The organism is Streptomyces sp. SLBN-31, from assembly GCF_006715395.1.
In the GTDB taxonomy this organism is placed as follows: domain Bacteria; phylum Actinomycetota; class Actinomycetes; order Streptomycetales; family Streptomycetaceae; genus Streptomyces.
Genome location: NZ_VFNC01000002.1, coordinates 3,334,999 through 3,347,091 on the forward strand (window position 1 = coordinate 3,334,999; position 12,093 = coordinate 3,347,091).

The window sequence follows — 12,093 nt, forward strand, 5'->3', positions numbered from 1 at the left end:
CAACGCTTGTTGACGACAGTAGAAGCATCCGACCCAACAAGTCAACACTTGTTGGCCAACACGTGTTGGCCTACGCTCGTCGGTATGCACGCCAGTGACAGCAGCACCGAGGCCGGCCCCGCCGCCGCCGGCCGCCGCTCCGACGCCACCCGCGGCGCGATCCTCGCCGCGGCCCGCGAGCGCTTCGCCTCCGACGGGTACGACCGGGCGACCATCCGGGCCATCGCCAGGGACGCAAAGATCGATCCCTCGATGGTCATGCGCTACTACGGCTCCAAGGACGGCCTGTTCGCGGCCGCCGTCGCTGTCGATCTGGAGCTGCCGGACCTCGCCGCACTGCCCCGGCACGACGTCGGCCGGGTCCTGACCCGGCACTTCCTGCGCATGTGGGAGGAGAACGAGGAGCTCACGGCCCTGCTGAGGGTGGCGGCGGCCAGTCGGGCCGGGGCCGACCGCATGCAGGGCATCTTCCGGGACCAGCTGCTGCCGGTCACCCGCCAGGTGTGCCCGGACCCGGAACAGGTGCCGACGCGTGCCGCGCTGTGCGCGACGCAGCTGCTCGGGCTGGCACTGACCCGCTACGTCCTGCGGATCCCGCCGGCCGTGGCGCTGCACCGCACGGAGATCGAGGCGTGGCTGGCGCCCACGCTGCAGCGGTACCTGACCGCGCCGAGCCCCTGAACGCACGAGGGCGCCGACCTCGCCGCACGCGGGTGGATACGCGTGCGTGCGGCGAGGTCGGCGCCCTCGGGGAAAGCCGTCGGATCAGGCCTTGACGTCGACGTTGCGGCTGGTCCGGTCCTGCCTGTCGTGGGACCTGTCCAGCACCATGACCAGGCCCGCGATGACCGCGAACAGGGCGATCGGCAGGGCCACGTAGAGGCCCAGCGTCTCGATGACGCTCAGGCCCTTGCCGGGGTCGTCGCCGTCGTCGCGGTTGAGCGCGAGCGCGGGGGACGACATGAGCAGCATCATCAGCGTCGTGCCGGAGGCCAGGGCGCCGGCGCGCAGGGCGTTCTTCTTGTCCACGGGCCAAAAGTATCCAACGCCGTTCGGAGCCGCGCGTCCGGGGTGCCGTACGGGGACCTCGGGGGCCGCCCGGTCATCCGGACGCGCGCCGGCCCCGCCCGCCGGAACCCGCGTCCCGCACCACCTCCAGCAGGGCGTGCAGGCGCCCGCTGCCCGCCAGCTCCTCCAGCGTCACCGGCCTGCCCTCGGCGTCCGCGATCGGCAGCCGCCAGTTCGGGTACTGGTCCCACGTGCCGGGCAGGTTCTGCGGCCGGCGGTCGCCGACGCAGTCCGGCAGCCAGACCCCCACCATCCGGGCGGGCGTGCGCAGCAGGAACCGGTGGACGGCCTGGATACGGGCCTCCTCCTCGGAGGCTCCGTGGGCGCCTCCCGTGCCGTCGAGCAGGCCGAGCCGGGCGAGGAACGCCAGCCACTCCCCCGCGTCGGCCGCGGCCTCGGCCCGCTCCTCCGCCACAGGCCGGGTCAACAGCCCCAGCCGGTCGCGGAGTTCGACGTGGTCGCCGGTGAGGCGGGAGGCGGTCGGCGGCAGGTCGTGGGTGGTGGCGGTGGCCAGGCAGTCGGCGCGCCAGGCCTCGGGCGGCAGGGGGCGGCCGTCGCCCTCCCAGTCGCGCTCGAACCACAGCACGGACGTGCCGAGCACGCCCCGTTCACGCAGCCGGTCGCGTACGCCGGGCTCGACCGTGCCCAGGTCCTCCCCGATGACGACCGAGCCCGCCCGGGAGGCCTCCAGCACCAGGACGGCGAGCATGGCCTCGGCGTCGTAGCGGACGTAGGTGCCCTCGGTGGGCGGATGCCCCTGGGGCACCCACCAGAGGCGGAACAGGCCCATGACGTGGTCGATGCGCAGGGCGCCCGCGTAGCGGAAGAGCGCCTGGAGCAGGCGCCGGTACGGCTGGTAACCGGACTCGGCCAGGCGGTCCGGGCGCCAGGGCGGCAGGCCCCAGTCCTGGCCGCGCGCGTTGAACGCGTCAGGGGGTGCGCCGACCGACATCCCGGCGGCAAAATGGTCCTGCTGCGCCCAGGCGTCGGCGCCGCCGGGATGCACGCCGACCGCCAGGTCGTGCACGATCCCGACCGGCATCCCGGCCTCACGGGCCGTGCGCTGGGCGGCGGTGAGCTGGGAGTCGGTGAGCCAGGCGAGACGGCAGTGGAAGTCGACCCGGTCCATCAGCTCGGTGCGGGCGCGGGCGGTCTCGGGCGAGCGCGGGTCGCGCAGCCCCTCGGGCCAGCCGCTCCAGTCCGGCCCGTGCACCTCGGCCAGGGCGTACCAGGTGGCGTGGTCCTCCAGGGCCTCGCCCTCCCGGGCGAGGAAGTCGGCGTAGGCGGCGCGCCGCCCCGGTCCGAGCGGCACGGCGTGGACCAGTTCCAGTGCCTCGCGCTTGAGCTCCCAGACGGCGTCCCGGTCGATCAACGCGCCCTTGTCCAGCACCGATTCGCGCAGCCGCCCGGCCCGCTCCAGCAGCCCTCGCACCCGCTCGGGGTCCTGGACGTGGGCGAACTCGGGCACGTCCTCGACGCGCAGGTGCACGGGGTCGGGGAAGCGGCGGGAGGAGGGGCGGTAGGGCGAGGGGTCGGTGGGGGCGCCGGGCACGGCCGCGTGCAGGGGGTTGACCTGGACGAAGCCGGCGCCGAGCGCGCGCCCGGCCCAGGCGGTGAGCTCGGCGAGGTCGCCGAGGTCGCCCATGCCCCAGGAGCGCCGGGAGAGCAGGGAGTAGAGCTGGACGAGCAGGCCGTACGAGCGTGACGTGGGCGTGGGCAGCCGGGGCGGGGCGACGACCAGGTGGGCCTCTGCGGTGCGGCCGTCGGGCGCGGTGGCCGTCAGACGGTGGACGCCGGGCGGGAGCCGGTCGGCGGAGGAACGCGTCTCGCCCTGTTCGGTCTCGATGTGCAGCCGGGTGCCGGCCGGGAGGGCGGCGAGCGCGGGGGACTCGGCGTCCGCCCAGCGCACCACGGTCGGCGGCAGCAGCCGTGCGGCCAGTTCGCGCTCGCGGGCGGCGAGCGCGGCACCGGTCGCCTCCTCGGTGCTCGCGTCGACGCCGAGCGCGGCGAGGGCGAGGGTGACGGCGGTGGCAGAGGCGGGGACCGTACGGTCGGGGGACGGGCTGTAGGAGGTGGCGACGCCGTGCAGCTCGGCGAGGCGGGACAGCTCGTGGGAGGGCGGTTCGGCCGGCCCCTGCGTCGTCATCTAGGGCCTCGCGGCTTCCAGCTCGACGGCCGCCGACTCGCTGGTCAGGGGCGGCGCGTCGGAGAGCGGGGGTTCGCTGGTCAGGGGCTCGGCGTCGGGCAGCGGCGGCTCACTGGTGAGGGGGATCTCGGCGCGGGCACCCTCGGCGCTGAACACGCAGAAGTGCGGTTCGTGTGCCGGGGACGGCAGCTGCGCCACGGGTTTGGAGAGGGGGTGTGCCGGTGCGGCCACGAGGGGCCTCCTTGTCGGGTACGACGACCTTTCGGATTACCGCAGCCCTACCCAGTGCACGCGGTGGCAGACGTACGGGAAGGAACTAGGTGCCTCTTGTCACATTCTGCGCCACTTGGACACCGACGACTGCCCGTCCACTCGCTATTCACTCAGTACATGTATCGAGTGCATAATGATCGGCATGAGCACCCGCCACATCCTGCTGGGGCTGCTCGCCTCGGGGCCGAGCCATGGCTACGACCTGAAGCGACGGCACGACGAACGTTTCCCGCAGGCCCGTCCGCTGGCCTACGGGCAGGTCTACACGACCCTGCAGCGCCTGGTCCGCGACGGACTCGCGGAAGTGGAGGGCACCGGCGCGGACGGCGGGCCGGAGCGGACGACGTACCGCTCGACCGAGGACGGGTCGCGTGAACTGGCGCGCTGGGCCGGGGAGATCGCTCCGCCCGCGCCCTTCGTGACGAACGAGATCTTCGCCAAGGTCGTCGTGTCGATCCTGTCGGGCGGCGACGCGGAGGCCTATCTGCAGGCCCAGCGTGCCGCGCACCTGCAGCGGATGCGGGAGCTCACGGCGGTGAAGACCGCCAAGGGCGCCGATCTGGCGACCGTGCTCTCGGCGGACTACGCCCTCAACCACCTCGACGCCGACCTCCGCTGGATGATCACGACGGCGGCCCGGCTCACCACTTTGACCGCGGAGGTCGACGCAGCATGAGCAAGGGGGACAGCGCGGTGCCGCTTCTGGCGGCCCGCGAACTGACCAAGGCGTACGGCAGGACCCAGGCCCTGCACGGCGCCTCGGTGGAGCTGGGCGCCGGCGAGATCCTCGCCGTGACCGGCACCAGCGGCAGCGGGAAGTCCACGCTGCTGCACTGCCTCGCCGGGATCGTCCGGCCCGACGCGGGCTCCGTGACGTATGCCGGGCAGCGTCTGGACGGGCTGCCGGAGAAGCGGCTGAGCGAACTGCGGCGGTCCGACTTCGGGGTGGTGTTCCAGTTCGGTCAGCTGATCCCGGAGCTGACGGCGCTGGACAACGTGGCCCTGCCGCTGATGCTGGCGGGCACCGCCCGCGGGGACGCCCGGGCGAGGGCCGGCGAATGGCTGGAACGGTTCGGCGTACGCGGCCAGGGGGAGCTGCGCCCGGGCGAGATGAGCGGCGGCCAGGCCCAGCGCACGGCCCTGGCGCGGGCCCTGGTCACCGGCCCGCGCGTCGTCTTCGCGGACGAGCCGACGGGGGCGCTGGACTCCCTGGCGACCGAACAGGTCATGACGGCCCTGGCCCACACCGCCCGCGAGGCGGGCACGGCCGTCCTGCTGGTCACGCACGACGACCAGGTGGCGGCGTACGCGGACCGCGAGGTCCGGCTGACCGACGGCGCCGTCGCGGTCGCGGGGGTGACGGCATGAGCACCGACCTGCGCCTGGCCTGGCTCCTCACCCGGGGCTCGGACCGACGGGAGTGGTGGCGAGTGCTGCTCACGGCCGTGGGGGCGGCCCTGGTGACGGGCATCGGGTGCGCGATCGTCGTGCTCACCTCGCTGGAGGGGTACTACTCCGTGTCCGTGGGGTCGGGGCTGCTCGACTCCGCGAGCGACCGGGGGAACGTGAGCGTCGCGCTGGGCCTGCTGCTCATCCCGGTGCTGGGGTTCCTCGGCCAGTGCGCGCGCATCGGCGCGGTGCACCGTGACCGGCGGCTGGCGGCGCTGCGCCTGGCGGGGGCCACGCCCTGGCAGACGCGGCGGATCGCGGCGCTGGAGTCGGGGCTCGCCTGCCTGGCCGGTTCGGTGCCGGCAGCCGTCGTCGCCGTACCGCTGCTGTCGCGCCTGTGGCGGCATCCGGACCCCGCCGCCTGGACCGGCATCGCCGCGGTCGCCGTGGCCGTACCCGTCCTGGGGGCCGCCGTGAGCGCGTTGGCCCTGCGCCGGGTGGTGGACTCGCCGTTGGGCCGGGTGCGGCGGACGCGGCCCACGCGGGCTCCGGGGCGGCTGTTCCGGACGGTGACCTGCCTGCTCGCCGCGACCACCCTGGTCATCCTCGTGGCCCCGGTCTTCAGCGACTCCTCCCTCTTCGACTTCGGTCCGGTGGCGGTGTTCGTCCTGGCGCTGCTGCTCAGCTGCACCGCGGTGTGGCTGACCGGCTCCTCCTCCCGGCAGCTGGGCGAGGGGCTGGCCGCACGCACCCGGCGCCCGGCGGTCCTGATCGCGGCGGAGCGGCTGCGCGAGGACCCCTGGGCGGCCGCCCGGACGCATGCGGGGGTACTGCTCGTGACGATCCTCGGTTCCGGCTTCGCGGGGGTCCGGCAGGTCCTGCTCAGGGAGCTGCACCGCAGGACCGGCGAGGGTTCCCTGGCGGCTCCCCTGTCCTACTACACGACGGGCCTGGATCTGACGGCCGCCGCGATCCTCGTCGGCCTCGCGCTCGTCCTGACGGCGCTCGCCGTCGGCACCGCCGAGTCCCTGGCCACCCGGCGCCGGGGCATGGCCGCACAGGTAGCGGCCGGCGTGCCGCGGGCGGTGCTGGCCCGGGCCCTGCTCCTGGAGACCGCGCTGCCACTGGCGCCCGCGGTCGCGGTGGCCGGCGTCGGCGGCTTCGGGATCGGCGCCTGGTACGCCTCGCTCGCCTCCGACACCGTCGTGGCGCCGATGCCGTACCTGCCCCTGCTGATCCCCGTCGCCGTCTACGCGGCCTGTCTGCTGGCGGCGGCGTGCTCACTGCCCCTGCTGCGCCGCTCCCTCCACCCCGCCGAGCTGCGCTACGCGTGAGCGCGTGACGGTGCGGCCCGGGAGCACGGGGGGCTCCCGGGCCGGACACCACACGCTGCCGCGGTCCCTGTGGGCAGGGTGTGCGAAGGCCCGGAACTCAGGCGGAGATGCCGTCGATCCGGGCCAGGGCGTCGTCCGCGCCGAACGGTTGCAGGTACGGCAGCCAGCGCGGGTCCCGGTGACCGGTCCCGATGATGCGCCAGGCCAGGCCGCTGGGCGGTGCGGGTTTGTGGCGCAGCCGCCACCCGATCTCGAACAGGTGCCGGTCGGCCTTGACGTGGTTGCAGCGGCGGCACGAGGCCACCACGTTGTCCCAGACGTGCTTGCCCCCGCGGCTGCGCGGGATGACGTGGTCGACGCTGGTTGCGACGCCACCGCAGTACATGCACCGGCCTCCGTCGCGTGCGAAGAGCGCGCGGCGGGTGAGAGGAACGGGCCCCCGATAGGGAACCCGGACGAATCGCTTGAGCCGGACCACGCTGGGTGCGGGGACTGTGACGGTTGCGCTGTGCATGAAGGCGCCGGATTCCTCGAGGGAGACGGCCTTGTTCTCCAGGACGAGGACGAGCGCGCGGCGGAGCGGTACGACGCCGAGTGGCTCGTACGACGCGTTGAGGACCAGGACATGCGGCACGGATGCCTCCTTGGGCGTCGGCGGCGCGTGGCTCGCGCCGGGACGATCTGTGGTCAGTGTCCCCTCATGCCTGGTGGAAGCGCCACCATGTCCCGGTAACGGGCTGGGAGTGTTTTCGACCACATCTCATTCATCCCCCGGACCGGGATCGGTTTATCCCGCCTGCTCAACCGGGGGTGTGCACGGACTCTCCTCAGAAGATGGCAGGGATTCGCACACCGTGCCCCGATAGTGTGGTGGGCCTGCCCTTCCGGTGACCTTTTCGTGACCTTGACCGCGTCGCGTGCCGGAGGGCGGACCGCTGCACCTGGAGGTACCCGCCGTGTCCTTGCCCGCCGTCCTACTGGCCGCCGGTTCGTCGCCGTCCCCGTCTCCCTCGGGGTCGACCGACGTGCCGGTCCCCACGCTCCAGGACGCCCAGCAGAGCGCGACCAACGCCGCCAGCTGGGTCGAGCAGAACTGGTCGACGTGGCTCGCGATCGGCCTCAGGGTCCTGCTCATCCTGGTGATAGCGGGAGTGCTCAGAGCGGTCGTGCAGCGGGCGATCACCAAGCTGATAGACCGGATGACCCGCACCGCGGAGGCGGTCGACGGCACCTCGCTGGGCGGCCTGCTGGTCAACAACGAGCGGCGCCGCCAGCGCTCGCAGGCGATCGGCTCGGTCCTGCGCTCGGTGGCGTCCTTCGTGATCCTGGGCACCGCGGCGCTGATGGTCCTGGGCGCCTTCCAGATCAACCTGGCCCCGCTGCTGGCCTCAGCCGGTGTCGCGGGTGTGGCGATCGGTTTCGGCGCCCGCAACCTGGTCACCGACTTCCTCTCCGGTGTCTTCATGATCCTGGAGGACCAGTACGGCGTCGGCGACACGATCGACGCGGGCGTCGCCTCCGGCGAGGTCATAGAGGTCGGCCTGCGGGTGACCAAGCTGCGCGGCGCGAGCGGCGAGATCTGGTACGTCCGCAACGGCGAGGTCAAGCGCATCGGCAACCTCTCCCAGGGCTGGGCGACGGCCGGCGTCGACGTGACCGTGAAGGCCGACGAGGACCTGGACCGGCTCAAGGCCACGCTCGACGAGGTCGCCGAGAAGATGAGCGCGGAGGAGCCCTGGAACGAGCTCCTGTGGAGCCCGATCGAGGTCCTCGGCCTGGACAGCGTCCTGCTGGACTCGATGGTCGTCCGCGTCTCCGCCAAGACCATGCCCGGCAAGTCCCTCACGGTCGAACGCGAGCTGCGCTGGCGCATCAAGCGGGCCTTCGACGCGGCGAACATCCGCATCGTGGGCGGCGCGACGGCCGCCGAGGACGAGGAGGCCGCCGACCCGACGGCGGTGGTCGCGGCCCCGTCGGCCCTGGCCAACCCGGACTCGGCCCAGTCGGCGGCGGCTTCGCCGATAGGGGCGCAGCGGTCGGCGCCGAAGTAACGGCCGAGGACCAGCCCCACCCGTACCGCACCGCCCCCGAGGTAACGACTCTGTTGCCTCGGGGGCGGTTTCTCTTGACGCCCCCTTCGCCCCGGGCTTACGTTCCTTTCCAGCCAATAGGAAACTTTCCTAACAGTGATCTCCGGCCGCTGATCGAACGATGATCACCGGATGGACTTCCGTCCCGGGTCACTGAGAAGCTGGGCAGTCGAGAGGCAGGTGTCGACCCATGGCAGGAACCGCCGGTACGCCGGGCACCCCGCGCGTCCTGCGCGCCATGAACGACCGCGCCGCGCTGGACCTCCTCCTGGAGCACGGCCCGCTGTCCCGCACCCGGATCGGCAAGCTCACCGGCCTGTCCAAGCCGACCGCCTCCCAGCTCCTGGCCCGCCTGGAGGCGGCCGGGCTCGTGCTCGCCACCGGCACCACCGAGGGCAGGCCCGGCCCCAACGCCCAGCTGTACGAGGTCAACCCGGCCGCCGCGTACGCCGCCGGGCTCGACGTCACCCCCGAGCGCATCCTGGCCGCCGTCGCCGACGTCACCGGCCGCACCGTCGGGTCGTACGAGCTCCCCACCCCGGGACGCCGTCCGGCCCAGCCCGTCGTCCGGCAGGTCACCGACGCCCTCGACGGCGCCGTGAAGGCGGCGGGACTGGCCCGGGACGATGTCCACCGGATCGTCATCGGCACCCCCGGCGCCTTCGACCCCAACACCGGCCGGCTGCGCTACGCCTCCCACCTCCCCGGCTGGCACACCCCGGCCCTGCTCGACGAACTCGCCGCCGCACTGCCGATGCCGGTGGAGTACGAGAACGACGTCAACCTCGCCGCCGTCGCCGAGCAGCGGCTCGGGGCGGCCCGCGGGCACGAGGACTTCGTGCTGCTGTGGAACGAGGGCGGCCTCGGCGCCGCGCTCGTCCTCGGTGGCCGGCTGCACCGCGGCTGGACCGGCGGCGCGGGAGAGGTGGGATTCCTTCCCGTTCCCGGCGTGCCGCTGGTCCGGCAGGTGACCAGGGCCAACAGCGGTGGCTACCAGGAGCTGGCCGGCTCCCAGGCCATCCCGCAGCTGGCCCGCGAGCTCGGCATCGCCGCCATCCCCTCCGGCCCGTACGCCGAGGCCGCGGCCGCGCTCGTGGAGCGGGCGGTGGCCGAGGACACCGGCCCGCACCGACTGCTGCTGGAGACGTACGCGACAAGGCTGGCCACCGGTCTCGCCTCCCTCGTCTCCGTCCTCGACCCCGAACTCGTCGTCCTCAGCGGCGCCTCTTTGACCGCCGGCGGCGAGGTCCTGCGCGCCCTCATCCAGGCCGAGCTGGAGGAGCTGGCCGCCGCCCGGCCCCGGCTCGTGGTCGGCGACGTCCGTGAACACCCCGTACTGCGGGGCGCGTTGGAGAGCGCCCTCGCGACCACCCGCGACGAGGTCTTCGACACCTCGCGCTGACCCCTCTGCTCCACCCCCTTCCCCGCCCTAGCCCCTTGCGCCTCTGGGAGACCTCGCCATGCCCGAAAAGTCCTGGAAAGTCATACCCGAAGTATCCCGGAGGGCGGCCGTCGCGCTGGCCGCCTCCGCCTCCCTCGCCCTCCTCGCCACCGCCTGCACCGGGCAGTCGAGTTCCGGTGCGAGTGATGACGCCTCCAAGGACACGACCATCAACTTCTGGCACGCCTGGAGCGCGCCGAACGAGGTGAAGGCCGTGAAGTCCCTGGTCGCCGGCTTCGAGAAGGCACACCCCAACATCCACGTCAACGTCGTCGGCAACATGACGGACGACAAGATCAACCAGGCGCTGCGCACCGGCGGCGACAAGGCCCCGGACGTCATCTCCTCCTTCACCACCAACAACGTCGGCAAGTTCTGCTCCTCGGGCGCACTGGTCGACCTCAACCCGTTCTTCAAGAAGGCGGACATCGACCCCGAGACGACGTTCCCGAAGGCGATGAACGAGTACACCCGGTTCGAAGGCGACCGCTGCACGGCACCGCTGCTGGGCGACGCCTACGGGCTCTACTACAACAAGACGGCGTTCGCGAAGGCCGGCATCAAGGCCCCGCCGAAGACCTGGTCCGAGTTCGAGGCCGACGCCAAGAAGCTGACGATCCCCCAGGGCGACAGCTACAAGCAGCTCGGGTTCATGCCGGACTACCACGGCTGGGAGACGACGACCGAGCACTACTTCGGGCAGTTCTCACCGACCTACTTCGACAAGGCCGGAAAGTCGCGGCTCGCCACCGACCCCGCCTTCGAGGCCGGCTTCACGATGCAGAAGAAGCTGGTGGACGAACTCGGCGGGTTCAGGAAGCTGGAGACCTACCGCTCCAAGCTCGGCGACGAGTGGGGCCCCAAGCACCCCTTCCACACCGGTCAGGTCGCCATGCAGCTGGACGGCGAGTGGCGCCTGGGGATGGCCCTGGACGCCAAGCCGAAGTTCGACATCGGCGTCGCCCCGCTGCCCGTCCCCGACGACCAGGCGAGCCAGTACGGCAAGGGCTACATCACCGGCACCATCGCCGGCATCGCCGCCACCAGTCACAAGCAGAACGCGGCCTGGGAGTTCGTCAAGTACATCACCACGGACACCGACGCGGTGGTGGGCTTCTCCAACGGCATCCACAACGTCCCCTCGACGCTCGCGGCCCTGAAGTCGCCGAAGCTGAAGTACGACCCGCGCTTCAAGACGTTCCTGGACATCGCCGCGAACCCGAACTCCACCACGTCGCCCGCCTCCATCAACGGCGGCGTCTACCTCACGACGATCCAGCAACTCGGCTACGACTACGAGAGCGGAAAGGTCACCGATCTCAAGGCCGCACTGAAGAAGACGGCCGCGCAGATCGACACGGACATCGCGCAGGCGAAGTAGATGTCCGCGATCACCCTGACGTCGAAGGGCCGCAGGTCCGGCCTCGCCGCGAAGCGGCGGAAAAAGGCACTGCGCACCCTCGCCTTCATGTCGCCCTGGTTGATCGGCTTCGCGGTGTTCTTCGCGTACCCGCTGATCTCGACGGTCTACTTCTCCTTCATGCACTACGACGGCTTCAAACCGCCGACGTGGAGCGGCACGAAGAACTGGACCTACGTCTTCGAGCACTACCCCTTCTTCTGGCCGGCCCTGCGCAACACCCTGTGGCTGGTGCTGGTCATGGTGAGCCTGAGGGTCGTGTTCGGCCTCGGCGTCGGCATGCTGATCACCAAGATCAAGACGGGCACCGGGGTGTTCCGCACCCTGTTCTACCTGCCCTACCTCGCCCCGCCGGTGGCCGCGACGATGGCGTTCGCCTTCCTGCTCAACCCCGGCACGGGCCCGGTCAACTCGATCCTGGAGAAGGTGGGCATCCCGGCCCCCGGCTGGTTCAACGACCCCTCCTGGTCCAAGCCGGCCCTCACCCTGCTCGCCCTGTGGGGCATCGGTGACCTGATGGTCATCTTCATGGCCGCGCTGCTCGACGTACCGCGGGAGCAGTACGAGGCGGCCGAGCTGGACGGGGCATCCGCCTGGCAGCGGTTCCGGTTCGTGACCCTTCCCAACATCTCGCCGATCGTGATGTTCGCCGTCGTCACCGGCGTGATCCAGACCATGCAGTACTACACGCAACCGCTCATCGCGGGGAAGGTCGCCTCGGGCGTGATCCAGGGCGCGGGCACCCAGTTCGAGCCCGGCTACCCGGACAAGTCGACCCTGACCCTCCCCCAGCTCGTCTACAACCTCGGCTTCCAGCGCTTCGACTACGGCTCCGCGTGTGTCGTCGCCCTCGTCCTGTTCGCCCTGTCCATGGCGTTCACCGCGTTCCTGATGCGGCGCCGGGGCGGTCTCAACCTGGCAGGTGACTGACC

General features: G+C 72.0%; 12 protein-coding genes. 8 read left to right on the forward strand and 4 right to left on the reverse strand.

The features are described 5' to 3' along the window. Positions 1–84 precede the first annotated feature (84 nt). Positions 85–681: a TetR family transcriptional regulator gene (locus FBY22_RS35165; RefSeq protein WP_142152008.1), complete on the forward strand. Its 597-nt coding sequence runs from the start codon at positions 85–87 to the stop codon at positions 679–681. 84 nt (positions 682–765) lie between these two features. Here the strand turns inward: FBY22_RS35165 and FBY22_RS35170 are convergent, their stop codons facing one another. The 3 genes from FBY22_RS35170 to FBY22_RS35180 form a co-directional block, all read right to left on the reverse strand. After that, positions 766–1,029, reverse strand: coding sequence for a hypothetical protein (locus FBY22_RS35170; protein WP_142152009.1), 264 nt, complete (start codon positions 1,027–1,029; stop codon positions 766–768). A gap of 73 nt (positions 1,030–1,102) precedes the next feature. After that, positions 1,103–3,214: a 4-alpha-glucanotransferase gene (gene malQ / locus FBY22_RS35175; protein ID WP_142152010.1), complete on the reverse strand. Its 2,112-nt coding sequence runs from the start codon at positions 3,212–3,214 to the stop codon at positions 1,103–1,105. Then, positions 3,215–3,445, reverse strand: coding sequence for a hypothetical protein (locus FBY22_RS35180; protein ID WP_142152011.1), 231 nt, complete (start codon positions 3,443–3,445; stop codon positions 3,215–3,217). It lies immediately after the preceding gene. A 184-nt stretch (positions 3,446–3,629) separates the two neighbouring features. Between FBY22_RS35180 and FBY22_RS35185 the strand changes: the two genes are divergently transcribed. The 3 genes from FBY22_RS35185 to FBY22_RS35195 are packed head-to-tail and all read left to right on the forward strand — an operon-like array spanning position 3,630 to position 6,210. Continuing rightward, on the forward strand, positions 3,630–4,163 hold the full coding sequence (locus tag FBY22_RS35185) for a PadR family transcriptional regulator (protein WP_142152012.1): 534 nt from the start codon (positions 3,630–3,632) through the stop codon (positions 4,161–4,163). Next, positions 4,160–4,855 (forward strand): ABC transporter ATP-binding protein, encoded by a 696-nt coding sequence (locus FBY22_RS35190; protein WP_142152013.1) that lies wholly within the window; start codon positions 4,160–4,162, stop codon positions 4,853–4,855. Before FBY22_RS35185 ends, FBY22_RS35190 begins: the two co-directional genes overlap by 4 nt. Next, complete coding sequence (locus FBY22_RS35195) at positions 4,852–6,210, forward strand: FtsX-like permease family protein (protein ID WP_142152014.1); 1,359 nt, start codon at positions 4,852–4,854, stop codon at positions 6,208–6,210. Before FBY22_RS35190 ends, FBY22_RS35195 begins: the two co-directional genes overlap by 4 nt. Positions 6,211–6,307: 97 nt before the next feature. Here the strand turns inward: FBY22_RS35195 and FBY22_RS35200 are convergent, their stop codons facing one another. After that, positions 6,308–6,844, reverse strand: coding sequence for an HNH endonuclease (locus FBY22_RS35200; protein ID WP_142152015.1), 537 nt, complete (start codon positions 6,842–6,844; stop codon positions 6,308–6,310). 322 nt (positions 6,845–7,166) lie between these two features. Between FBY22_RS35200 and FBY22_RS35205 the strand changes: the two genes are divergently transcribed. From FBY22_RS35205 to FBY22_RS35220, 4 genes are all read left to right on the forward strand, one after another. Next, the gene (locus FBY22_RS35205; RefSeq protein ID WP_142152016.1) at positions 7,167–8,261 is read left to right on the forward strand and encodes a mechanosensitive ion channel family protein; all 1,095 of its coding nucleotides are present in this window, start codon (positions 7,167–7,169) and stop codon (positions 8,259–8,261) included. A gap of 229 nt (positions 8,262–8,490) precedes the next feature. Continuing rightward, positions 8,491–9,702, forward strand: a complete 1,212-nt coding sequence (locus FBY22_RS35210; protein ID WP_142152017.1) for an ROK family transcriptional regulator — start codon at positions 8,491–8,493, stop codon at positions 9,700–9,702. A 58-nt stretch (positions 9,703–9,760) separates the two neighbouring features. After that, a complete protein-coding gene (locus tag FBY22_RS35215; protein ID WP_174267338.1) occupies positions 9,761–11,122 on the forward strand; it encodes an ABC transporter substrate-binding protein in 1,362 nt (453 codons plus the stop codon). Beyond that, complete coding sequence (locus FBY22_RS35220) at positions 11,123–12,091, forward strand: carbohydrate ABC transporter permease (protein WP_142152018.1); 969 nt, start codon at positions 11,123–11,125, stop codon at positions 12,089–12,091. It abuts the gene before it with no gap. Positions 12,092–12,093 lie beyond the last annotated feature (2 nt).

Excerpts from the sequence above, each read along its gene's own strand:
- FBY22_RS35185 (WP_142152012.1), top strand. The coding sequence starts at position 3,630 with ATGAGCACCCGCCACATCCTGCTGGGGCTGCTCGCCTCGGGGCCGAGC.
- FBY22_RS35165 (WP_142152008.1), top strand. The coding sequence starts at position 85 with ATGCACGCCAGTGACAGCAGCACCGAGGCCGGCCCCGCCGCCGCCGGC.
- FBY22_RS35215 (WP_174267338.1), top strand. The coding sequence starts at position 9,761 with ATGCCCGAAAAGTCCTGGAAAGTCATACCCGAAGTATCCCGGAGGGCG.
- FBY22_RS35220 (WP_142152018.1), top strand. The coding sequence starts at position 11,123 with ATGTCCGCGATCACCCTGACGTCGAAGGGCCGCAGGTCCGGCCTCGCC.
- FBY22_RS35195 (WP_142152014.1), top strand. The coding sequence starts at position 4,852 with ATGAGCACCGACCTGCGCCTGGCCTGGCTCCTCACCCGGGGCTCGGAC.
- FBY22_RS35190 (WP_142152013.1), top strand. The coding sequence starts at position 4,160 with ATGAGCAAGGGGGACAGCGCGGTGCCGCTTCTGGCGGCCCGCGAACTG.
- FBY22_RS35210 (WP_142152017.1), top strand. The coding sequence starts at position 8,491 with ATGGCAGGAACCGCCGGTACGCCGGGCACCCCGCGCGTCCTGCGCGCC.
- malQ (WP_142152010.1), bottom strand. The coding sequence starts at position 3,214 with ATGACGACGCAGGGGCCGGCCGAACCGCCCTCCCACGAGCTGTCCCGC.